16 protein-coding genes and 1 riboswitch are annotated in these 22879 nt (G+C 67.2%); of the genes, 5 read left to right on the forward strand and 11 right to left on the reverse strand.

Annotation, left to right across the window (positions count from 1 at the left end; genetic code table 11):
* Positions 1-57: 57 nt before the first annotated feature.
* The 7 genes from pnuC to ACSYAO_RS00900 all read right to left on the reverse strand — a co-directional run bounded on the left by pnuC (position 58) and on the right by ACSYAO_RS00900 (position 8846).
* Positions 58-627, reverse strand: a complete 570-nt coding sequence (gene pnuC, locus ACSYAO_RS00870; RefSeq protein ID WP_012509709.1) for a nicotinamide riboside transporter PnuC — start codon at positions 625-627, stop codon at positions 58-60.
* An 8-nt stretch (positions 628-635) separates the two neighbouring features.
* Positions 636-2825 carry a TonB-dependent receptor gene (locus tag ACSYAO_RS00875; protein ID WP_049461853.1) on the reverse strand — a complete coding sequence of 730 codons (2190 nt, stop codon included), beginning with the start codon at positions 2823-2825 and terminating at the stop codon, positions 636-638.
* A 70-nt stretch (positions 2826-2895) separates the two neighbouring features.
* Positions 2896-2991: riboswitch (TPP riboswitch) on the reverse strand.
* A gap of 43 nt (positions 2992-3034) precedes the next feature.
* Positions 3035-4159 carry a phosphotransferase enzyme family protein gene (locus ACSYAO_RS00880; protein ID WP_049461852.1) on the reverse strand — a complete coding sequence of 375 codons (1125 nt, stop codon included), beginning with the start codon at positions 4157-4159 and terminating at the stop codon, positions 3035-3037.
* A 129-nt stretch (positions 4160-4288) separates the two neighbouring features.
* The gene (locus tag ACSYAO_RS00885; protein ID WP_049461851.1) at positions 4289-4732 is read right to left on the reverse strand and encodes a glycine zipper 2TM domain-containing protein; all 444 of its coding nucleotides are present in this window, start codon (positions 4730-4732) and stop codon (positions 4289-4291) included.
* Positions 4733-4955: 223 nt separating this feature from the next.
* Entirely contained in the window at positions 4956-6947 is a 1992-nt protein-coding gene (locus ACSYAO_RS00890; protein WP_049461854.1) for a peptidoglycan-binding protein, read from the reverse strand.
* 111 nt (positions 6948-7058) lie between these two features.
* Positions 7059-7829 (reverse strand): hypothetical protein, encoded by a 771-nt coding sequence (locus ACSYAO_RS00895; RefSeq protein WP_049398613.1) that lies wholly within the window; start codon positions 7827-7829, stop codon positions 7059-7061.
* A 378-nt stretch (positions 7830-8207) separates the two neighbouring features.
* The gene (locus ACSYAO_RS00900; protein ID WP_032130138.1) at positions 8208-8846 is read right to left on the reverse strand and encodes a response regulator transcription factor; all 639 of its coding nucleotides are present in this window, start codon (positions 8844-8846) and stop codon (positions 8208-8210) included.
* Positions 8847-8920: 74 nt separating this feature from the next.
* Between ACSYAO_RS00900 and ACSYAO_RS00905 the strand changes: the two genes are divergently transcribed.
* Positions 8921-12520, forward strand: coding sequence for an ATP-binding protein (locus tag ACSYAO_RS00905; RefSeq protein ID WP_049461850.1), 3600 nt, complete (start codon positions 8921-8923; stop codon positions 12518-12520).
* On the opposite strand, the gene ACSYAO_RS00910 is transcribed toward ACSYAO_RS00905, so the two are convergent.
* Both ACSYAO_RS00910 and ACSYAO_RS00915 read right to left on the reverse strand, forming a co-directional pair.
* On the reverse strand, positions 12514-12915 hold the full coding sequence (locus ACSYAO_RS00910) for a c-type cytochrome (protein ID WP_032130140.1): 402 nt from the start codon (positions 12913-12915) through the stop codon (positions 12514-12516). The two genes, ACSYAO_RS00905 and ACSYAO_RS00910, sit on opposite strands and share 7 nt — an antisense overlap.
* Positions 12916-12980: 65 nt before the next feature.
* Complete coding sequence (locus tag ACSYAO_RS00915) at positions 12981-14657, reverse strand: electron transfer flavoprotein-ubiquinone oxidoreductase (protein ID WP_049461849.1); 1677 nt, start codon at positions 14655-14657, stop codon at positions 12981-12983.
* Positions 14658-14972: 315 nt separating this feature from the next.
* Here ACSYAO_RS00915 and ACSYAO_RS00920 point away from each other — a divergent pair, with 315 nt between their 5' ends.
* Positions 14973-16136 carry an acyl-CoA dehydrogenase family protein gene (locus ACSYAO_RS00920; RefSeq protein ID WP_049461848.1) on the forward strand — a complete coding sequence of 388 codons (1164 nt, stop codon included), beginning with the start codon at positions 14973-14975 and terminating at the stop codon, positions 16134-16136.
* 725 nt (positions 16137-16861) lie between these two features.
* On the opposite strand, the gene ACSYAO_RS00925 is transcribed toward ACSYAO_RS00920, so the two are convergent.
* Both ACSYAO_RS00925 and ACSYAO_RS00930 read right to left on the reverse strand, forming a co-directional pair.
* Positions 16862-17341: a tRNA (cytidine(34)-2'-O)-methyltransferase gene (locus tag ACSYAO_RS00925; RefSeq protein ID WP_005407625.1), complete on the reverse strand. Its 480-nt coding sequence runs from the start codon at positions 17339-17341 to the stop codon at positions 16862-16864.
* A gap of 69 nt (positions 17342-17410) precedes the next feature.
* Entirely contained in the window at positions 17411-17887 is a 477-nt protein-coding gene (locus tag ACSYAO_RS00930; protein WP_032130143.1) for a hypothetical protein, read from the reverse strand.
* A gap of 415 nt (positions 17888-18302) precedes the next feature.
* Between ACSYAO_RS00930 and ACSYAO_RS00935 the strand changes: the two genes are divergently transcribed.
* From ACSYAO_RS00935 to ACSYAO_RS00945, 3 genes are all read left to right on the forward strand, one after another.
* Positions 18303-21152: a M16 family metallopeptidase gene (locus ACSYAO_RS00935; protein ID WP_049462579.1), complete on the forward strand. Its 2850-nt coding sequence runs from the start codon at positions 18303-18305 to the stop codon at positions 21150-21152.
* A gap of 215 nt (positions 21153-21367) precedes the next feature.
* Positions 21368-21685, forward strand: coding sequence for a DUF4156 domain-containing protein (locus tag ACSYAO_RS00940; RefSeq protein ID WP_005407628.1), 318 nt, complete (start codon positions 21368-21370; stop codon positions 21683-21685).
* 103 nt (positions 21686-21788) lie between these two features.
* A complete protein-coding gene (locus ACSYAO_RS00945) occupies positions 21789-22805 on the forward strand; it encodes a 3-oxoacyl-ACP synthase III (RefSeq protein WP_014035559.1) in 1017 nt (338 codons plus the stop codon).
* Positions 22806-22879 lie beyond the last annotated feature (74 nt).

Consider the following 22879-nt stretch of genomic DNA (forward strand, 5'->3'; position numbering starts at 1 on the left):
TGTGCGCCAACCAAGGTTGGCGACTGCCGGTAAGCCCCGGCCACGCATGGCGTGGCGCTACTGCGTTGCTACCTGTGGTTCACGGGCTGCCGCGCTCCATGCGCGCAGCCCGAACACGGCCAGGCCGAGGAAGAACACGTACAGCGCTGCGGTCACGTGCAGCGACTTGAACAGGTAGGCACCCACGTAGACCACGTCCACCGCGATCCACACCCACCAGCAGGCCACGTGGCGGCGCGCCTGCCACCACTGGCCGACCAGGCTCAGCGCGGTCAGCATCGCGTCCAGCCACGGCAGCGCGGCATCGGTGAAGGTGTGCATGGCCGCACCCAGCGCCACGCCGCCGCACAGGCCGATGGCCAGGTCGCGCAGCAGCTTGCCGCGCGCCAGTGGCACGATGCGGACGCTGCCCTCGTCGGCGGCGTGCTGCCGCCAGTTGAGCCAGCCGTAGACCAGGAAGCCACCGAAGGCGACCTGCAGCAGGGTGTCCGAGTACAGCTTGGCCTCGGCGAAGACCAGCCCGTACAGCGTCACCGACAGCAGGCCGACCGGCCACGCCACCAGCCGGCGCTTGGCCATCAGCCAGACGCCGAGGATGCTGCACAGCGCGGCGGTCCACTCGAGCATGACGCCGCTCACAGCGCGAACGTCACCGACAGGCGGGCCTGTCGCGGTGCGCCGGGGAACAGGTAGTAGTCACCGCCGCTGCTGCCGGTATCGCGCCAGTAGAAGCGGTTGAACACGTTGTCCACCGACAGGTTCCAGGTCACCGCGCGCTCGTGCAGGCGATGCTGGAAACGCAGGCCAGCGTCGAACACCGAGTAGTCCGGTGCGCGCACGCCACCGTCGGCGCGGGCAACGTTGGCACCGGCATAGCGCCAGCCGCCGGTCACATCCAGGCCCTGCACGAACGGCAGCGCATAGGCCACGTGCACGCTGGCGCGCACCTTCGGCACGTTCACCAGCTGATTGCCTGCATAGGCCGGGGTGCCGGTGTCGCGCGCGCGCGCCTGCAGCACGCTGGCACTGGCTACGATCTGCAGTGCGTCGGTCAGCTGGCCGTTGGCGGTCAGCTCCAGGCCGGTGTGGGTCTGCGTGCCTTCCTCGACGAAGGTGTAGCCGACGTCGCTGCTGTCCGGCTTGGCGTACTGGTAGGGCTGCGAGATGCGGAACACGGCTGCGCCCAGCGTCAGCGCCTCGACCGGCACGTACTTCACGCCCACTTCCAGCTGCCGCGACTGCACCGACGGCAGGAAGGTGTCGGCGTTGCTGGTCCAGAACGGCGCTTCCTGGCCCAGTGAAATGCCGCGCACGTAGCTGGCATAGGCGTTGAGCTGGTCGGTGGCCTTCCACACCACCGCGGTCTGCGGCAGGAAGCGCGACAGGCGGCTGTGCCGCTGCGGGTTTCCACGCTTGTCGTAGGCGTGCTCGTCCAGGCGCACGAAGCGGCCACCGGCCAGCCACTGCCAGTCATCACCGAAGCTCATCCGGTCCAGCGCGAAGAACGCGGTCTGGCGGCTGTCCAGGCGTCGTGCGGACGGCCCTGGCATCTTCGGCGACGGCGCGAACACCGGCACCTGTGCGTCGTGGATGTTGCTGGTGCCGACGTACTCGTTGACGCTCGGGCGCTTGTCTACCGTGCGGCGGAAGTAGTCGGCACCGATGGTCAACTCATGGCCGACGCTGCCGGTCTCGAAGCGGCCGCGCAGCTCGGCACGGGCCTGCTGGTTGCGGCGGGTGTCGTCCGGGCTGCGGTAGTCGTAGACGTCGTAGTCGCCATTGGGCGCGAAGTAGTTGCCCGGCACGCTGCCATCGGCGCACTGCGCGGCGTAGTAGCAGCCGTAGGCGAAGGCGACGTTGTCATCGATGACCGAGCGGCTGTGGCCGACCGAGACGCGCGACTGCCAGGTATCGTTGAAGTCGTAGGTGTGCAGGGCGGTGATGTTGGTGCTGGCGATATCCACCGGGCGCTGCCAGGGCTGGTAGCCGAGCAGGAATTCGCGATCCACGCCGTGCGGCAGCTCGCGCGCGCCCAGCAGCTGGTAGCCCGACACCGAACGCTGCGAACTGGTCTGGTAGTTGGCATCCACTTCCAGCTTGCCGCGCTCGCCGATCAGCCAGTCGGCGGCCAGCGAGTAGAAGTTGCGACGGCCATCGGCGTGCTCGACGTAGGAATTGCTGGAATCCCATGCGGCATTCAGGCGCAGGCCGAAACGCGGGGTGATCCAGTGGCCGACATCGACGGCGACGTAGCGCGAGCCTTCCGAGTCGGTACCGAGCGTGGCGGTGCGCACTTCGGCCGGGCGCTTGCCGATGTAGTTGATGATCCCGCCGGGCGCCATCACACCCGCGGCCAGGCCGGCTTCACCCTTGAGGATCTCAACCGACTGCACGTTCTCCAGCGCCAGGCGCTGTTCGCCGGCGATGGACAGGCCGTTGAAGCGGTAGCCGGTGGCGGCGTCCAGCGCGAAACCGCGGATGGCGATGTTCTGGTAGTAGCCCACCGGCGCATACGCATCGCCCAGCGAGGCATCGTTGCTGGCCAGCTCGGACAGCGAACGCACCTGCCGGCGGTCGAGGTAGTTGCGCTCGAGCACGTTCACCGAGGCCGGGGTGTCCTTCCAGGACCCACCACCGAAGGCGTTCACGCGTGAGGTATCGGCCTTGGGTTTGCCGGCCTGCACGCGCACTGCCGCCAGTTCGGTGGGCGAGCGCTCGGCGCCGGTGGCAGCCGCATCGGTGGCAGCGTCGGCCTCGCTGGCATGCAGCGGCAAGGCGGCGCAGAGGGCGAGGGAGAGCAGGGTGGGGCGCAGGCAGCGGTTCATTCGGTTCGTCTTCGGACAACAAGGGAGACGAAGCGACGGCGCGCAGGTGCACCGGCCCATGACGGGGGTGTGGCTGCGGCTCAAAGCTCCCTACGCCGGTGCAAACCGGATCAGGTTCCAAGGGACTCTCTCAGCCTGGCAGATCCAGGCACCCCCGCTTCAGGTGACCATTTCACTACAAATGGTACGGATTTGCGAGCCGGTGCCCTTCAGGCTGCCGCGTGCAACGCCTGCAGCAGTGCCTGTCCCGGCGCGCTGTGGAACCACGCCGGATGCCCCAGCATGAACGGCTGCCACGCCACATCCGCGTTTGCGGTGGAGCCAGTGATGCCTTCGAAGTACTCCACTTCGGACAGTGCGAAGTCGAAATGGACCATCGGCAGCAGTTCGGCCAGCAGGTGCACGCGTGCCGCCGACAACGGCAGCACCTCGCGGTAGCCGTCGAGCAGGGCCAGTGCGATATCGATGCGCACCGCCTCCATGCCGCGCTCCAGTTCCAGCCACGCCACTGCGTTGCGCTCGATCGCGGTGGCGAGGTCAAACAGTGCGCTGGTGGGCGAAGCCAGGCCGAAATCCAGCACGGTGCTGACCTGCCCGTCGCGCCACAGCAGGTTGGAGACATGCCAGTCGTTGTGCGCCCACAGCCGTGGCTCGTCGCGCAGGCGCTCGGCCAGGCCGGCATGCCACGGCAGCACGTCGCGCTGCAGCTGCGCTTCCCACGGAATGCGCGCGAGATAGCGGGCCAGCCCCGGTCGTGTGGGCAGTTCGGCTTTGATCGCGGCGATGGGATCGTCGGCGCGGATCAGATCGTCGCGCGCGACCAGCAGATGGGTACTGCGCTGTGGCGCGTGATAGCTGGCGGCGGCACGGTGCAACCGGGCCAGCATGCGGCCGGCTTCGCGGGCCTGCGCGACATCGGTCAGCAACGACCACGACACGGCATCGCGGTACAGGTCCTCGCCCACGCCCACGGCATGCAGCTCGAAGGTCCATTCGCCGTGCTCGACTGCGGTGTGGCCATCGGCTGCCGCCAGCACCTGCACCACCGGTACGCCGGCGGCAGCGAGATGGGCGATGAAGTGGTGTTCTTCTTCCAGGCAGGCGGCGCTGCGAACGCTGTGGTGGTGGCGCTTGATGAACACCGGTGCGCGCGTGCCATTGACGATGGCGGCGGCCGACAACGGTCGAGGACTGTGCCAGTGCGGCTGGCTGCCCGCATCCAGCTGCGGAAAGCGCTGGCGCAGCCACGCGAGGTCTGCGGTGCTGATCGGCGGCCAGTCGGCAGCGACCTCGTCGTTGTTGAGGCCCTGCACCCGGTGGGAAGAAGAAGTCATGCCGCAGCCCCAATGGGGAAAGTCACATCCAAGGCTGCGCATTCAACGCCATGGCCGCCCGCAACGCAAACGGGCGGGTCATCGACCCGCCCGTCGTCACATCGTCATCGGCGGTACCGCCGCGCCGGATTACCAGCCGCGATGGCGGCCGCGGTCGTGGTAGTAGCGGTTGTCGTAGTAGCGCTCGCGCTGCCAGCGACGGTCGTCACCGCGGTCGTAGTAGCCGCTGCGGTAGTAGCCACGGTCGTAACGGCGATCGTAGCGGTTGTCGTAACGGCGATTGTCGTAGTAACGACGGTCGCGGCGGTCAGATGTGGTCAGGTTGCCGATCGCGCCGCCGGCCACGGCACCGCCGACAGTGGCAGCGGGATCACCGTTGGAGAGCAGGTTGCCGGCCACGCCACCGACCACGGCGCCGACCAGGGTGCGCTTGTCCTTCCTCGACATCGCGCTGGCATCGCTGACCACGGCGACACCGGCCACCAGTGCCAGGGCCATCGCCAGACCACGGAAGCTGAGTGCGGAAGCTGAGTGCGGAAGTACTGAGCATGTTCGTTCTCCTGTGAGGTGCATGCCACGCTGGGCAGGGAGGGCGCGGGGCGCCCCGGCTGCCGTGATGTCCACGCTGGCGTTCCAACATTGCCGGAACATTGCCTGGTCCACCGTGCGGCTTGCGCATTCATCTAGCGGCAGGCGGCATGAAGCAAGGCTGAAAGCGGCCCCGGCCGCTCAGCTGGCAGAAAGGGAAAAGGCCACGCGGACGTGGCCCTCCCTTCTCTCCCAAGGCGCCGCGGGCTTAGACGCCCATCGCCTTCTGCGCCTGCCGGGCCTGCTCCTGCTGGGCGTCCTGCTGCTGATGCAGCACGTTCGGCGCGCCCTGCACGGCACCGCTGCTGAGCGCCAGGCTCTGCTCGCTGGCGGCACGGGTCTCCACCGCCACGCGGCTGGCGGCGGGGTCGCCGATGGTGCCCTGCACGGCGAACAGGCGCTCACCGTTCGGGCTGGGCACCACCGAGTCGATGCGCTGCAGGCCGGCGGCATGCGCCTCCTTGGTCAATGCCGCAGCAGCGCTTTCCAGCGCGTGGCGGTCCTTGAAGGTCCCGGCCGGCAGCAGTTCCAGACCCTTGCTGGCCTGGATGAACAACGGATTGCGCGGGTGCCGCTCGTCGTTCAGCAACGGCCGTTCGCGTGCGTCCTTGATTGCCTCCAGGGTCTTCGCCCCGACAATGCCGTCGACCACCAGGCCGTTGTCCTTCTGCAGCTGGCGCACTGCCGTGTCGGTGTTGCGGCCGAAGCGGCCATCTTCGACCAGCGGCTTGCCGTCGGCGCCGACGTAGCCCAGGTGGCCCAGCTGCTCCTGCACCTTGCGCACGCCCTCGCTGTGCGCGCCCTGCTTGTACAGTTCGGCGTGCGGCGTGGCAGCGGCCTTGTGCTCGGGCGCAGGCTTGCCCTGGCTCTGCTCGTGCGACTGGGTGCGGTTTTCCAGCAGGTCGCGCGCCTTGGACAGCGGATCGGAGGCGTACAGCTTCCAGTTCGGGTGGTCCTTCACCTGCTTGAGGTAGTCCTCGACCGGCATGGTGTGCACGCCCTTGCTGCCGGTGGACTGGCTGATCAGCAGCTTGTCGGTGTTGGGGTCGCGCACCACCATCACGATGTGGTCGATGCCGTTCCAGTGCTCATGGCGGGTCCTGGCCGTATCCAGGCCGATGATCATGCCTTCCTTCAGCGCATCGGGCTTCAGGATCGCGTCGCGGTCCAGCAGCACGCCGGACTGGTCGAACGCCTTGCGCACGATCCCACCGGAACCGAGGTTGCCCAGGTCGATGCGATCAGCCTTGCTGAACACCGCGTGCCCGGCCTTCTGGTTGATCTCGTCCATGGTCCGGTTCTGCAGCGTGCCGACCCAGCCGGAACAGTCGATGTAACCCTGCTCCACGTTCTTGCCGGTCTTGCCCGGTACGTACAGCGCGTGGCCCGGAATGTTGATGGCGTACTTGACGTCGTCGTACTTCACGCCGGCCTCGTAGGCGGCCTGCAGTTCAATGCCTGGCTTCGGTGTGGCAGCTGCCGTTGCGGTTGCCGCCAGCGTGGCTGCACCCGCCGCCACGGCTGCGCTGGCCTGCGCAGGTGCTGCCGGGGTCTGGCCCTGGCCCTGCACTACCGCCTGCGGTTCGATGTTCTTTTCCGGAATGCTGATCGCTGCGTACTTGTGGATGTAATAGCTGGAGAACGTCCGCGCCAGGTCGCCGTCGTTCATCCCGCGCATCTCGGCCAGGGTGTGGCCGGTCAGCGCCTTCGCGTCGGAGCCGATCTGGTTCAGCACGTTGCGGCGCATGTTGATCTCGTCGCCGTGGCTGTTGCGGACCACGCCGAAGGTGCCGGTGGCAATCGCGGTCTGTACCGAGCCATAGCCGGCGCTGCCCTGCTGGTGGGCCAGGTACAGGTCCAGGCCAGTCGGGGCCTCACCGCCGGACAGGTAGGGATTACCGGTGCGCTCGTTGCGGCGTGCCATCGAGTCCAGGTTGTCCTGGTACATCTGTGCGGCCGCTTCGGTGTTGCGGGTGGGGTCGAACTCGTGGCCGGTCAGGTGGTACTGGCGCGCGGAGCCGGGCACGAACTGGAACAGGCCCTTGGCGCCGGATGAGGTGTTGTGGGCGCGCTCGTTGAAGGTGCCGCCGGTCTCGATGTGCGCGAAGCGCATGAAGTCATCCACAGGGATGCCCTTCTGCCTGGCGACCTGCTCGACGATGTCCAGGACTTCCTTTCTGCTGTAGTCATGCTGTGCCATGACGTTTTCCTCGGGGTTGATGGAGCGGCGCGTGCCGCGAATCGCCAACCGGACTCATCCGTGAGTCAAGAACATGTCGGTCAACAGGGAACCCGCGCGTGGCGGGTGCTATCAGGGCGCGACGTACTGCTGGGTCGCGCTGTCGAAGGTGTAGTGCACGGCGTCGCCGGCACCCAGTGCGCGGGTCTTGCCGGGGCCTTCGATGGTGGTGCCCTTGAAGGTCACGGTCAGTCGCGGCAGGCCGTTGCCGTCGGCAGCGAAGGCCAGTTCGCCATCGCTGTCGGTGCAGGGCATCACGTTGCCGTCGTCGCAGGCGGCACTGTTGTCCTCACCCGTGCGCACTGAACCGACATAGCGCCAGACCTTGCTGTCCACGTCGTCTTCGCTGCGCCTGGGGTTGAACAGCAGCAGCGCATAGCCGGTGCTGCTGATGCCGCGGTCGAAGCTGCTGGTCGGCACCGCCAGCAGCAGGCGACCATCGGCCGTGCGATGTTCAAGCGGCTTGCGCCGGGTATCGACATCGTCGGCCTTGTCGTACGCGCCCAGTGCGCCGATGGTCCATTCCTGGCCACGGAACTTCCATGGCTTCCTGGCGTCGGTGCCGGCCAGCACGAAGGTGGCCTCGGCAAGGTTGGCGCGGTCATCCGGACCGGCCGGCGTCTGCTCGCCCGGCTTGCCGTAGTGCTCGCGGGTATCCCAGGAGAAACCCGTGTAGTACGTGGTGCCATCGAGAGTGAAGGTGTGGCCGAACCAGAAGGTCGCCACGCTGCCGTTCTGGACCTCATAGGAGGTCGCGCCATCGCCGTCCACCTGGTAGGTGAAATACATCACGGTCGGCGCGTCGGGCGGGGTGGCGGCGGCATCGGGGGTGGGGGTCTGCATCGGGGCAACATCCTGTCGGGGCGCATTGGCAGCCTGCGCAGGGGCGCCGGGCTGGGAGGACGAGGGGGCCGGATCGGCGGCGCTGCAGGCGGCAGCGGAAAGAGAGACGAGCAGGCACGCCGCGAATGCGCGCAGAGGCCGCAACGGCAGGGTCCAACGTAGCTTGGGGGGATGATGCATGCGCCTCTCCATGGTCAGCGTTGCCGGGCCAGACGGCCGGCAGGAAACCGCGCCACGTCCACCAGGGACGGGAGCGAGGACATGAGCCGGTCGATTCCTTCGACCTCGCATTGAGAACTCATGCCGTACCATCTTGGCACAGATCGGCGGCCGGTCAAAGAGGGCGGTGGCAGCTGCCCTTCTTGTGTGATCTGGCTCTCAGATCTTGCCGTCGCGCAGGTAATCGAACAGCTCGGCGTCGCCCTTGAGGCCCAGTTTGAGCATGGCGTCACCCTTCTGCCGGCTGATGGTACTGACGCTCTTGTGCAGCTGCAGCGAGATTTCCTTCACGGTCATGCCGGTGCCCAGCAGCCGCAGCACCTCCACCTCGCGTGGCGACAGTGGCTTGCCGTCGCCCTCGCGCATGCGCCAGCTGCCAGCGGCCTCGACCCGCTCGCGCAGGCTGCGGCTGATGTAGGGCTGGCCCCGGTAGACCGCCTGGATGGCCTGTGGCAGTTCGTCCATCGACGAACTCTTGTCGACCAGGCCGAGCACGCCGCTGTCGAGCACCATGCGCAGGATCGCCAGGTTGTTGGAGACACTGAGCATCAGCACCGGCAGGTCGGGATGACGGCGGCGGATCATGCCGATCATGGCGAAGCCGTCGGCCTGGGGACTGCCCGGCATGGAGTAGTCGGTGACCAGCAGGTCACAGGGCTGGCTGCCGAGCAGGGCCATCAGCGCCTGCGCGCTGTCGGCTTCGCCGACCACGCGGCCCACCCCGCTCGATTCGATGACGGCACGGGTACCGATACGGACCACCGGGTGGTCGTCTGCGATGATGATGCGCAAGCTCATGCTCTAGTATGGCCACCGGGCACGCCGGACCGCGACCATCGCGGTTCCTGGCAGATTCTAGGAGATCAACGCCGATGCGTAGCTGGGCTGTTCGCGGGCTGGTCCTGCTGCTGGCCGTGCTGGTGCTGCCTGCGGCGCTGGCACAGGCGGTGCCTGGGCTGTTGCCGCTCAGCCCGCTGCAGCGCGAGTACCTTGCCGCGCATCCGAGCATCGTCGTGGGCCAGTATGACAGTGGCTGGCCGCCGTTCGAGTCCCTCCGTGATGGCCAGCAGGTCGGCCTGGGCCCGGATTATCTGTCGCTTCTCGCCCGTCAGCTGGGCGTGAAGGTGGAGGCACGGCGCTATCCCGACTGGACATCCGTGCTGGATGCGGCATGTCGTGGCGAGATCGATGTAGTGATGAATGTCGGTCTCAGTGCCGACCGCACCCGCTGCATGGTCTATACCGCCGCCTATGGCGAGGCAGCGCTGGCCCTGGTGGGACGCCCGGATGACCTGCGTGCCTCCGACATCCCCGACCTGGATGGACTGCGGGTGGTGATCGAGCAGGACTTCCTGACCGGCCCGCAGGTGCGGGCGCGCTTTCCCCGGGCACGACAGCTTGTCGCAAACAGCTCGTTGGCGGCGCTGGAGATGGTCAGAGACGACAAGGCAGACGTTTACATCGGCAATGCCTACGTGGCCACCGAACTGATCGCACGCGAGGACCTGCAGGGGGTCGTGCTGCTGCGTCCCAGCGATCTGCCGCCCGAACGGCTGCACTTCGGTGTTCCCAACAGCAAGCAGCCGTTGGCCGAAGCATTGGACCTGGCACTGGCTGCGACCAGCCAGGCCCAGCGCGATGCGCTGGTGCAGCGCTGGCTGCCACCTCCGCAGTGGTCGGCATCGGCACAGCTGGCGTTGAGCCAGGCCGAGAAACGGGTATTGGAGCAGCCGTTGAAGATCGGCTTCGCGCCGAACGCGGCGCCGCTGTCGTTCGCGGACCAGGATGGCAACCCCAGTGGCCTGGCCAGCGAATACCTGCGGCGCCTGCTGCAGGCTGGCGCCAACCTGCAGGTGGAAAACAGCCACGACTGGTACGAGGTACGCGAGAAGGCGCGCCGCGGCGAGCTGCAGGCAGTGATGGGCATTCCTGCCGATTCTCGCTACCTGGGCCCGGACTGGGTGTTCAGCCAGCCCTTCATCAGCGTGCCGAACGTGATCGTCAGCCGGCGTGACAGCCCGGCGTTGCTGGGCCTGTCCGACCTGCAGGGCAAGCGGGTGCTGCTGTCCGATCCGGAACGTGTGCGTGGCTATGTGCTGCAGCAGGCGCCGCAGGCGCGGATCATCGCGGCACGCAGCGCGGAACAGGCCCTGCAGCGCCTGATCAATGGCGACGCCGATGCCTACGTAGGCAACCTGGCACTGGTTGACCATCTGCTGCGCAACCGCTTCCCGGGGCGCCTGCAGGTGGCGGCACCGGCAGGTTTCAACGATCAGCTGGTGCTGGCGGTTGAGCGCCGCCATGCCGCCCTGGCCACCACCTTCGACCGCCTGCTGCTGCAGATGACGCCGCGCAAGCGCGAGGCCCTGCGCGGGGACTGGCTGGCCGTCGAGTACCGCAACGGCCTGGACTGGAACAGCGCGATGCGCTGGGGCGTGCCGCTGCTGCTGGTGCTGCTCACCGCGCTGCTGGTGCACGCCATCGGGCATTGGCGGCTGCGCCGCGAGGTGGCCGGACGGCGTCACCTGGAACAGCGCCTGGCCGAAGTCACCGACAACCTGCCCGCCGTGGTCTATCAGGCTCGCCGCGCGGCAGACGGAACCCTCAGCTTCCCGTTCATTGCCGGTGACCTGCAGGCGTTGTTCGGGATCAGCCGGCAGCAGGCCGAACAGGATGCAATGTGCCTGCTGGAGCGCATCGAGGAAGACGACCGCGAGCACATCCTGCATGCGGTCGAGCAGGCGGCGCGCCAGTTCGCACCGCTTGTTCTCGAGTTCCGGCTGCGACCTGAAGGCACCGGCGCGCGCTGGGTGCGCAGCCAGGCCCATCCCTATGCGGCGGAAGCGGGCGTGGTCACCTGGAGTGGATACTGGGTGGATGTCAGCGAGGCGCGTGCACAGGCCGAGGCCCTGACTGCGGCCAAGGCTGACGCCGAACAGGCGGCGGAGGCGAAGTCGCGTTTCCTGGCGACCATGAGCCATGAAATCCGAACGCCGATGAGTGGCGTGCTGGGCATGCTGGAAGTGCTGGCGCATTCGCCGCTGGATGCCGAGCAGCAGCGCATCCTCGGGGTGATCGAGGATTCGGCGCAGATGCTGCGGCAGATCCTCGACGATATTCTTGACTACTCGCGGCTGGAGGCCGGCGCGCTGCGCCTGGAACCGGTGCCGCAGCCGCTGCGGCCATTGCTGGAAAGCGTGTGCCGGTTGTTGTCGGCGCAGGCCAGTGCACGTGGGCTGGACCTGCACGTGCAGATCGACCCGCAGCTGGCGGCCGCGCACGAAGTGGATGGCGTGCGCCTGCGCCAGATCGTGTTCAACCTGCTCAGCAACGCCATCAAGTTCACCGTGCGCGGCGAAGTGCGGCTGCAGCTGGACGTGCTGGGGCCGACCGCCGAAGACGGCAGCCAGCCGCTGTGCCTGAGCGTCACCGACACCGGTATCGGCATCGCGCCGGAACAGCTGCAGCACCTGTTTGCGCCGTTTACCCAGGCTGGTGCCTACATCCAGCGCGACCATGGGGGTACCGGCCTGGGCCTGAGCATCTGCCAGCGCCTGGTGCAGATGATGGACGGCGAGCTGGAGCTGCACAGCACGCTGGGCGAAGGGACCCTCGCCGAGGTGCGGCTGTCGCTGGTGGAAGCCGGCAGCGGTGATGTGGAAGCGCTGGTCGCCGAGCAGGAACAGGCCTCGCTGCTGCCGCAGGCGTTGCGCCAGGCGCGGGTGCTGGTGATCGAAGACCACCCGACCAACCAGGCGATGATGGCCTGGCGACTGCAGCAGCTGGGGGTGCCGCATGTGATGGTCGGTGACGGCCAGCAGGGCTTGGATCGGCTGTCGTCGGAGAGTTTCGATCTGGTGATCACCGACTGCCGGATGCCGGTGCTCGATGGCTTCGGTTTCACCCGCCTGCTGCGCGAACGCGAGGGCCGCAACGGCCAGCCGCGGCTGACCGTGCTGGCGCTGACCGCCAGCGTGCTGGATGACGATGCACGGCGCTGCCGCGAGGCCGGCATGGACGAAGTGCTGGCCAAGCCGCTGTCACTGGCCACGCTGCGCACCGCACTGCTGCGCTGGTTGCCGCAGGCGCAGGGACAGTCGTTCGAGGAGCCGCAGGCCGGGTCCGCTGCCGACGATGGTGGGACGCTGCCCGATCTGGACAGCCTGCAGCGGCGCTTCGGCTCGCGTGCGGTGGCCGAGCAGCTGCGCGACAGCCTGTTGCAGGCCAGCGAAGGCGATCTTGCCGCCGTGAAGCACGCGCTGCAGGCTGGAGATCGCGAGGCGGCCGCACTGCACCTGCATCGCCAGGCCGGTGGGTTGGGCGCGGTGGGAGCGACAGTGCTGGCCGGGCAGGCCAATGCGCTGGTGGAGCGTCTGCAGGATGCGGCGGAAACCGATGTGGCGCCGTTGTTCGCGGCAGTGGCGGAATTTGTGGCACGGCTGCAGCGACAGCTGCAGCGCCTGGCTCACTGAGCCGACTGCTGCTGCAGGTAGGCGATCACCAGTGCGCGGCGTTCGGCGCTGGGGAAGGCGTTGTACATGCGCGTGCCGGGCACCACGTGGGTGGGCGACTGCAGGAACGCATCCAGGGTCTGCGCGGTCCAGGTGATATCGGCGCGGCGCATGCCGTCGGAATAGCCATAGTCCGGCAGGCTGCCAGCGCGGCGGCCGATCACGCCGTGCAGATTGGGTCCGAAGCGGTGGATGCCACCAGGTTGCACGGTGTGGCAGCCGGCACACAGCTCGAACGCGCGCTGCATGGCCTGCTGCTGCGCCTGTTCCGGCGTGGCCGGTGCCGCAGGCGGGCGCTGGCAGGCCGTGGCCGCCAGGGTCAAAGCAATGGTGATGAGCAGGCGGAAAGCACGCATGGGCGGGCAGGATAGCGACGCAGCGGGGCAGGTGGGCTGCGACACGCGGTCGCAGCCCGGAGCAATCACATGCCCGAATAGTTCGGGCCGCCACCGCCCTGCGGGGTCACCCAGACGATGTTCTGGGTCGGGTCCTTGATGTCGCAGGTCTTGCAGTGCACGCAGTTCTGCGCGTTGATCTGCAGGCGCGCGTTATCGGCTTCACCGACGAACTCGTACACACCCGCCGGGCAGTAGCGGGCTTCCGGGCCGGCGTACTCGGCCAGGTTCACCTTCACCGGAATGCTGGGGTCCTTCAGCGTCAGGTGGCTGGGCTGGTTCTCGTCGTGGTTGGTGCTGCTGAGGAACACCGAGCTGAGACGGTCGAAGGTCAGCACGCCATCCGGCTTCGGGTAGGCGATGCGGGTGTGCTTGGCCGCCGGCTCCAGGCAGACGTGATCCGGCTGCGTGCGGTGCAGGGTCCACGGCGGATTGCGCACGCCCAGCTTCGGCAGCAGCCACTGCTCCACGCCGGTCATCAGCGTGGCCACGGTCTGGCCCTTCTTGAACCACTGCTTGAAGTTCTTGGCCTGCTGCAGTTCGGTGAACAGCCAGCTGGCTTCGAACGCCTTCGGGTAGGCGCTCAGTTCATCGTGCTGGCGGTCGGCGGCCAGCGCGTCGAACGCGGCATCGGCGCACAGCATGCCGGTCTTGATCGCGGCATGGCTGCCCTTGATGCGGCTGGCGTTGAGGTAGCCGGCCTCGCAGCCGACCAGCGCGCCACCCGGGAACACCGTCTTCGGCAGCGACAGCAGGCCGCCGGCGGTGATCGCACGCGCGCCGTAACCGATGCGGGTGCCGCCTTCCAGGTGCTTGCGGATGGACGGGTGGGTCTTGAAGCGCTGGAACTCTTCGAACGGGCTCAGCCACGGGTTCCTGTAGTCCAGGCCAACCACATAACCGATGGCGACCTTGCCGCCGTCGGCGTGGTACAGAAACGCACCACCGTAGGTGTCGCTGTCCAGCGGCCAGCCGGCGGCGTGCACCACCAGGCCCGGCTCATGCTTGGCCGGGTCGATCTGCCACAGTTCCTTGATGCCGATGCCGTAGGCCTGCGGGTCCTTGCCTTCGTCCAGCTTGTAGCGCGCGATCAGCTGGCGGCCGAGGTGGCCGCGTGCGCCTTCGGCGAAGATCGTGTACTTGGCCTGCAGCGCCATGCCCCGTTCGAAGGCCGGGCCGATGCTGCCGTCCTTCTCGATGCCCATGTCGCCGGTGGCCACGCCGATCACTTCACCATTGTCGCCGTACAGCACCTCGGCTGCGGCGAAGCCGGGGAAGATCGCCACTTCCAGCGCTTCGGCCTGCTGCGCCAGCCAGCGGGTCACTTCACCCAGGCTGATGATGTAGTTGCCTTCGTTGTGGAAGCACTCCGGCAGCAGCGCATTGGGCGTGCTGCGTGCGCCGGTTTCGCTGAGGAACAGGAATTCGTCGCGGGTGACCTTCTGCTTCAGCGGTGCGCCGCGCTCGGCCCAGTCCGGGAACAGTTCGGTCAGTGCGCGCGGATCCATCACGGCGCCGGACAGGACGTGCGCGCCCGGTTCGGAGCCCTTCTCCAGCACGCACACCGACAGGTCGCGGCCGGCTTCGATCGCGCGCTGGCGCAGGCGGATCGCGGTGGCCAGGCCGGCGGGGCCGGCGCCGACGATCACCACGTCGAACTCCATTACTTCACGCGGGGGCAGGGCGTTGGCTTCAGCGCTCATCGATTGCATGACTCGTGGGTAGGGCCGGCATCGGGGCCACCGGCGGTGCCTGGGAATCGCGCGTGCAGCCACGAGCGAAACGGTTGTTTGAATGTGTCAGGGTACCGGGCCGCGCGTGATCGAGCTAGATCGACGATGTTCACGTCATGATTGCTGCGGTGCAGCGTAATGCACGTGGCCGGGTAGGTGCCAACCTTGGTTGGCACATTGTTTCACCGCCCGGACCCGCTTCCGTGTGGACCAAGGTCCACACCTGCCAGACGCGATGCTTGCGGATGACCGACAATGGCTGGGTCCTGACTGCGCGTGAGTGCCATGGCTTTGCATCCGTACGATCTGTTCGATGTCCGTTCCCTGCTCAACGAGGAAGAGCGCGCGGTGCAGGAGAGCGTCGCCCGCTTCACCAACGAGCGCGTGCTGCCGATCATCGGCGATGCCTTCGACCAGGCCCGCTTCCCTTCAGAGCTGGTGCCGGAGATCGCCGCGCTGGGCCTGCTCGGTGCCACCCTGCCGGCCGAATACGGCGGCGGCGACCTCGGTGCGGTCAGCTATGGCCTGATCTGCCAGGAGCTGGAGCGCGGCGATTCGGGCCTGCGCAGCTTCGTCTCGGTGCAGAGCTCGCTGTGCATGTACCCGATCTATGCCTACGGCAGCGAGGAGCAACGCCAGCAGTGGTTGCCGGCGATGGCGCGCGGTGAGCTGATCGGCTGCTTCGGCCTGACCGAGGCACACGGCGGTTCCGATCCGGCCAGCATGAAGACCCGCGCGGTGCGCGACGGCAGCGACTGGCGCATCAGCGGCAGCAAGATGTGGATCACCAGCGGCCCGGTGGCCGATCTGGCCATCGTCTGGGCGCAGACCGAAGACGGCATCCAGGGCTTCGTGCTGGAAAAGGGCATGGCCGGCTTCACCACGCAGGAGATCAAGCACAAGATGAGCCTGCGCGCATCGCTGACCGGCGCGCTGTTCTTCGACGACGTGCGCGTGCCCGACAGCCACCGCCTGCCGAACGTGAAGGGCCTCAAGGGACCGCTGGGTTGCCTGACCCAGGCCCGCTACGGCATCAGCTGGGGCCCGATCGGCGCTGCCATTGCCTGCCTGGATGAAGCGCTGGGCTATGCCAAGGAACGCGTGCTGTTCGGTCGCCCGCTGGCGGCCACGCAGAGCGCGCAGATGAAGCTGGCCGAGATGGCCCGCCGCATCACCACCGCGCAGCTGCTGGCCCTGCAGCTGGGCCGCCTGAAGGAAGCCGGGCAGCTGCAGCCGCAGCAGGTCAGCCTGGCCAAGTGGAACAACTGCCGCATGGCCATCGACATCGCCCGCGAGTGTCGCGATCTGCTGGGCGGCGCCGGTATCACCACCGAGCATGTGGCGATCCGGCATGCACTGAACCTGGAATCGGTGATCACCTATGAAGGCACCGAGACCGTGCACCAGCTGGTGATCGGCCGCGAACTGACCGGCATCAGCGCGTTCTGAGCGGTGCGGGGAACACCATCCACGCATGGCGTGGATCTACTGCACATGGCACCTGCCACTACAACCTGGGATGTGCTTTGGTAGGTGCCAACCCTGGTTGGCACATTCCTTCAGCGCGCGACCGGGCATCGGTGCGGACCAAGGTCCGCACCCACCAGAAGCGATCCACAGCCATCAGAGGTTCTCGGCGGCGGCCTGGACCTGCCTTTGGTAGGTGCCAACCTTGGTTGGCACATTCCTTCAGCGCGCGACCAGGCATCGGTGCGGACCAAGGTCCGCACCCACCAGAAGCGATCCACAGCCATCAGAGGTTCTCGGCGGCGGCCTGGACCTGCCTTTGGTAGGTGCCAACCTTGGTTGGCACATTCCTTCAGTGCGCGACCGGGCATCGGTGCGGACCAGGGTCCGCACCCTCCAGAAGCGATCCAGAGCCATCAGAGGTTCTCGGCGCCTGCCTGGACCTGCCTTTGGTAGGTGCCAACCCTGGTTGGCACATTCCTTCAGCGCACGACCGGGCATCGGTGCGGACCAAGGTCCGCACCCACCAGAAGCGATCCACAGCCATCAGAGGTTCTTGGCGGCGGCCTGGACCTGCCTTTGGTAGGTGCCAACCTTGGTTGGCACATTCCTTCAGCGCGCGACCGGGCATCAGTGCGGACCAGGGTCCGCACCCACCAGGAGCGGTCCACACCCACCTGAGGCGGTCCACACCCACCTGAGGCGGTTTACGCGCCGCCAGCAAACCCGTGCTGCCGCCATGCTTCGTACATCACCACCGCAACGGTGTTGGAAAGATTGAGGCTGCGGTTGTCCGGCCGCATCGGCAGGCGCAGGCGGCGGCCATCGGGCAAGGCATCGAGCACGTCCTGCGGCAGGCCGCGGCTTTCCGGGCCGAACAGGAAGGCATCACCATCTTCAAACGCCACGCTGTCGTAGCGCACGCTGGCCCGGGTACTCAGTGCGAACAAGCGCTTCGGTGCGATCCGCGCCAGCGCGGTGTCCAGGTCGGGGTGGACCTGCAGGCGCGAGTACTCGTGGTAGTCCAGGCCGGCGCGCTTGAGCTGCTTGTCTTCCAGTGCGAAGCCGAGCGGCTCGACCAGGTGCAGCTGCGCGCCGGTGTTGGCGCAGAGCCGGATCACATTGCCCGTGTTGGGCGGGATTTCCGGTTGGAACAGGATCACATGGAACTGGGGCGCGGCATTCATCGGCGCAGTGTACCTGCGACGACCGCCGCCTTTACGGCGCACGCCCTGCGCTGGGCAGGGCGGCACCGCTTACGGGCGCAGCAGGACCTGGGCGGTTTCGGTGGCCAGGGCCTGCAGGTCGGCGGCGCTCGGGCGCACCTGCAGGGCCGGCAGGTTGACGATGACCGAGTTGGCGACGTTGGTGGCGGCAGCAGCCAGGGTGGCGGCGTAGCGCTGGGCTTCCATTTCGGCGGCCAGGGCGACGCGCTGTTCCAGGCTCGGGCGCACTTCCACCGAGGCCAGGGTGGTGATCGGCATCGCGGCAGCAACCGGGGCGGCAACGTAGCCATTGCGCTCGGCCAGCTGGTCGGCGCTCGGGCGCACTTCCACGGTGGCCAGGGTCGGGATGCCGCTGGCCTGTTCCCAGGCCTGCTGGGCCAGCTGGTCGGCGGCCGGGCGGACCTGCACGGTGGCCAGGGTCTGGATGGATTCGGAGGCCTGCACCGACGAAACAACCGCGGTGCCGGCGATCAGTGCGATGGCGATGGCAATGGTCTTGGCGTTCATGACGGGGCCTGTTTAGTGTTGGTGATCAGTGGTGTGGTAGTAATGTAGTACACCTATTCTGGGCTTGCAAGGAAAATTTTCGGTTTCCTGCATTTGTTCAGTCTTCAGTCAGCTTTCATCTGAAGCCCTTCCTGGCGCAGGAAGTACCAAGCAATCCCCGTGCCAACTTTTAGTTGTTGATTTGCAAGAGTTTTTGTTCGGTCGAGAAGTGTCCGGTAGGCGGACACCTGTCCATTCGATGTGCTGCGGACACTGTCCGGACGGTCCTGGCGGGCGCTTGTGACCGGTCAGGCAGCGCAGATCGGCGCTGCGGATGGGGCACAGGGGCAAACACCCCCAGTGACTGCTGGCCGATTCCTGCCGCTGCGTGCGCAGGCTAGGATCGGGGTTCACCTATGTGACCAAGGATCCGGATATGTCTCTCGCCCTTCGCCCGCGCGCTGCACTGCTGGCCGTCGCCCTCAGCACCGCCCTGGGCACGCTTGTGCCTTCCCATGCGCTGGCGGCCAAGCCGACCGCACCGGCCAAGGTCGATATCCCGTATGAGCAGTTCACCCTGCCCAACGGCCTGCGCGTGATCGTGCATACCGATCGCAAGGCGCCGATCGTCGCCGTCAACGTCTGGTACCACGTGGGCAGCAAGGACGAACCGGCAGGCCGTACCGGCTTCGCGCACCTGTTCGAACACCTGATGTTCCAGGGCAGCGAAAACCACGACGGCGAATTCTTCGAACCGTTCAAGCAGGTCGGTGCCACCAACCAGAACGGCACCACCAATACCGACCGCACCAACTACTTCGAGAACGTGCCCACCACCGCGCTGGACATGGCGCTGTGGATGGAGTCGGACCGCATGGGCCATCTGGTCGGTGCGATCGACCAGGCGGCGCTGGACGAGCAGCGTGGCGTGGTGCAGAACGAGAAGCGCCAGGGCGAGAACCAGCCGTACGGTCAGGCCTGGGACCAGCTCAACAAGGCGCTGTACCCGGTAGGCCACCCGTATCACCACGGCGTGATCGGTTCGATGAACGATCTGAACGCGGCGTCGCTGGATGACGTGAAGACCTGGTTCCGCACCTGGTACGGCCCGAACAATGCGGTGCTGGTGCTGGCCGGCGACATCGACCTGGCCACTGCCAAGGAAAAGGTCGGCAAGTACTTCGGCAGCATCCCGGCCGGCCCGACCATGGCGCAGCCGGCAGTGAACGTGGCCAAGCGCAGCGCCGACACGCGCGAGACGATGACCGACAAGGTGCCGCAGGCGCGCATCTACCGCGCCTGGAACGTGCCGCAGGTCGGCACCACCGATGTCGATCAGCTGCAGCTGTTCGCGCAGGTCCTGGGCGGCGCCAAGTCCTCGCGCCTGAGCCAGCGCCTGCAGCACCAGGACAAACTGGTGGACAGCATCGCCTCGGGCCTTTCGACCTCGCAGCTGGGTTCGAACTTCGTGATCATGGCGACGGTCAAGCAGGGCCAGGACCCGGCCAAGGTCGAGAAGATCATCGACGAGGAACTGGACCGCCTGATCAAGCAGGGCCCGACCGCGGCCGAGCTGGAGCGCGCCAAGACCGGTGCCCGCGCCGGCTTCATCCGCGGCATCGAGCGCATCGGCGGCTTTGGTGGCAAGGCCGACGCACTGGCCGAGTGCGCGGTGTTCACCGGCGACCCGGGCTGCTTCCGCACCTCGCTGGCCAACATCGAGAAGGCCAGTGCCGCTGATCTGAGCCGGCTGGGTGCGCAGTGGCTGGACAAGGGCAGCCACACCCTGGTGATCGCACCGGGTGAGCGTGTGGCGCTGAAGGAAGACCCGAGCCAGGCGCCGAAGCCGTTCAACGTTCCTGCGGTGGATCCCAAGTACAGCACGCTGCCCGAGCAGGTCGACCGCAAGGCCGGCGTACCGCAGACCCGCGAGTTCCCGCAGCTGAAGTTCCCGGCGCTGCAGCGCGCCACGCTGAAGAACGGCACCCAGGTGATCCTGGCCGAGCGCCACGAGATTCCGGTGGTGCAGTTCAGCTACCAGTTCCCGGGTGGCTTCAGCGCCGACCAGGGCCGCAAGCCGGGCACCGCCAACTTCACCATGAGCCTGATGACCGAAGGCGCCGGCAAGCTCGGCTCGCTGGCCTTCGCCGATGCTGCTGACGCACTGGGCGCCAGCCTGGATGCCTCGGCCGGCCTGGACTCCATGAGCGTGGACCTGTCGGCGCTGAAGGAAAACCTGGCACCGTCGCTGGCGCTGTATCGGGACCTGCTGCGCGAACCGCGCTTCGAGCAGGGTGAGATCGACCGGGTCAAGGCGAGCTGGATTGCCGGCATCCAGCAGGAGAAGGTCAACCCGGGTGCGGTGGCGATGCGCGTGCTGCCGCCGCTGCTGTACGGCAAGGGCCACCCGTATGCCATTCCGTTCACCGGCAGCGGTGACGAAGCAGCGATCAACGGCCTGACCCGCGAAGACCTGGTCGACTTCCACCGCGACTGGCTGCGCCCGCAGAACGGAACCCTGATCGTGGTCGGTGACACCACCCTGGCCGAGATCGTGCCGCTGCTGGACAAGCAGCTGGGCGACTGGAAGGCTGCCGGCGACGCCCCGCAGGTGAAGGCCGCCACCGACGTGGCATTGCCGAAGGGCCCGCGCGTGTTCCTGATCGACCAGCCGGGTGCGGTGCAGGCCAACCTGTTCGCCGGCCAGGTGGTGGCGCCGTCCAGCGCCGCCAGTTCGACCCGCTTCGATATCGCCAACGGCGTGATCGGCGGCGACTTCACCTCGCGCCTGAACATGAACCTGCGTGAGGACAAGCACTGGTCGTACGGTGCGCGCAGCAGCGCGATCAACTCGGTGGGCCAGCGCCCGTGGATGGCCAGCGCGCCGGTGCAGATCGACAAGACCGGCCCGGCGATGGCGGAAATGCGCAAGGAAATCGCCGCGTTCGCCGATGGCAGCAAGCCGGCCACCGCCGCCGAGGTCAACCGCATCCGCAACATCCAGACCCTGAGCCTGCCCGGTGCCTACGAGACCGCCAGCGCGGTCGCCTCGACCATCGGTTCGATCGTGCAGTTCAAGCGTCCGGACGACTACGTGCTGCGCCGCAAGGCCGAGATCGAGGCGATGACCCCGGCACAGGTGCAGCAGGCCGCCGCCGAGATCAAGCCGCAGGCGCTGACCTGGGTGGTGGTGGGTGACCTCAAGCAGACCGAAGCGGCCGTGCGCGCGCTGAACCTGGGCGAGGTGACCGTGATCGATGCCGAAGGCAATCCGGTCAAGAAGTAAGGCAATACCCGGCCCGCCATGGGGCGGGCCGGCTCCTCCGGTAGTGCCGGCCGCTGGCCGGCAACCTTGCCGTGGTAGTGCCGGCCGCTGGCCGGCAACTCCGTGACCCGAAGGCGGGGTCAGGCTCCCCTGCGGGGGATCTGACCTCACCCACCGGCTACCCTCGATTCAGGCTGTTCAGGCAGAATCCCCCCATACCCTTCCAGGATCTGCCCATGCGCGTTCTGCTGCTTTCCTCCCTGCTGCTCACCGTCACCGCCTGTACCTGGGTGCCGATCGAACCGGCCGGCAAGGCGACCCGCGTGCTGCCGGCAGGCCCGGTTCCCGCTGGCTGCATCGCCAAGGGCGAGGTGGTGGTCACCGTGAAGAGCAAGGTCGGCTTCTACAACCGCAACCCGCTGCGTGTGCAGGAAGAGCTGGAAACCCTGGCCCGCAACGAGGCCCCGAGCGCAGGCGCCAATGCCGTGCAGGCCGCCGCCGCTCCGGCCGATGGCAGCCAGCGCTTCGCCGCTTTCCAATGCCCGCCGCGCTGAACGCTTCACCATACGGCCAAGCCTGAATTCGTAAAGATGCGGTGAAGGCCCCGGGGGTTATAGAATAGCGCCCCCTTTTGCCTGAGCCTTGGCGCTAACCTCGATGCTCTTCAAGAATGTCTCGATCGCCGGCCTGGCACACGTTGATGCGCCGCACACGCTGACGACCAAGGAAATCAACGAGCGGCTGCAGCCGACGTTGGATCGCCTCGGTATCCGCACCGACGTGCTCGGCGATATCGCCGGCATCCATGCCCGCCGCCTGTGGGACAACGGCGTGCTTGCGTCCGATGCCGCCACCATGGCCGGCCGCAAGGCGCTGGAAGACGCGGGCATCGATGCAACGCAGGTCGGCCTGCTGGTCAACACCTCGGTCAGCCGCGACTACCTGGAGCCGTCCACGGCCTCCATCGTGTCGGGCAACCTCGGCGTCAGCGACGAGTGCATGACCTTCGACGTCGCCAATGCCTGCCTGGCCTTCATCAACGGCATGGATATCGCGGCGCGCATGATCGAGCGCGGCGACATCGACTACGCGCTGGTGGTGGATGGCGAGACCGCCAACCTGGTGTACGAGAAGACCCTGGAGCGGATGACCGCCCCGGACGTCACCGCCGACGACTTCCGCAACGAGCTGGCCGCCCTGACCACGGGTTCGGGCGCCGCCGCGATGGTGATGGCGCGCTCGGAACTTGTGCCGGATGCGCCGCGCTACAAGGGTGGCGTGACCCGCTCGGCCACCGAGTGGAACCAGCTGTGCCTGGGCAACCTGGACCGCATGGTCACCGATACCCGACTGCTGCTGATCGAAGGCATCAAGCTGGCGCAGAAGACCTTCACCGCCGCCAAGATCGCCTTGGGCTGGGCCGTGGAAGAGCTGGACCAGTTCGTCATCCACCAGGTCAGCCAGCCGCACACCGCTGCGTTCATCAAGAACTTCGGCATCGACCCGAAGAAGGTCATGACCATCTTCGGCGAGCACGGCAACATCGGTCCGGCCTCGGTGCCGATCGTGCTGAGCAAGCTCAAGCAGCTGGGCAAGCTGAAGAAGGGCGATCGCATCGCGCTGCTCGGCATCGGCTCGGGCCTGAACTGCTCGATGGCTGAAGTGGTCTGGTAAAAAAAGTCACCGCTGACCTGCTGCACGATGGGCAGCGATGATTTTTCCAAGTGTCCAGGGGCCGGTTCTACCGG

It is taken from the genome of Stenotrophomonas sp. STK16_22 (assembly GCF_051984505.1).
GTDB lineage: Bacteria > Pseudomonadota > Gammaproteobacteria > Xanthomonadales > Xanthomonadaceae > Stenotrophomonas > Stenotrophomonas maltophilia_A.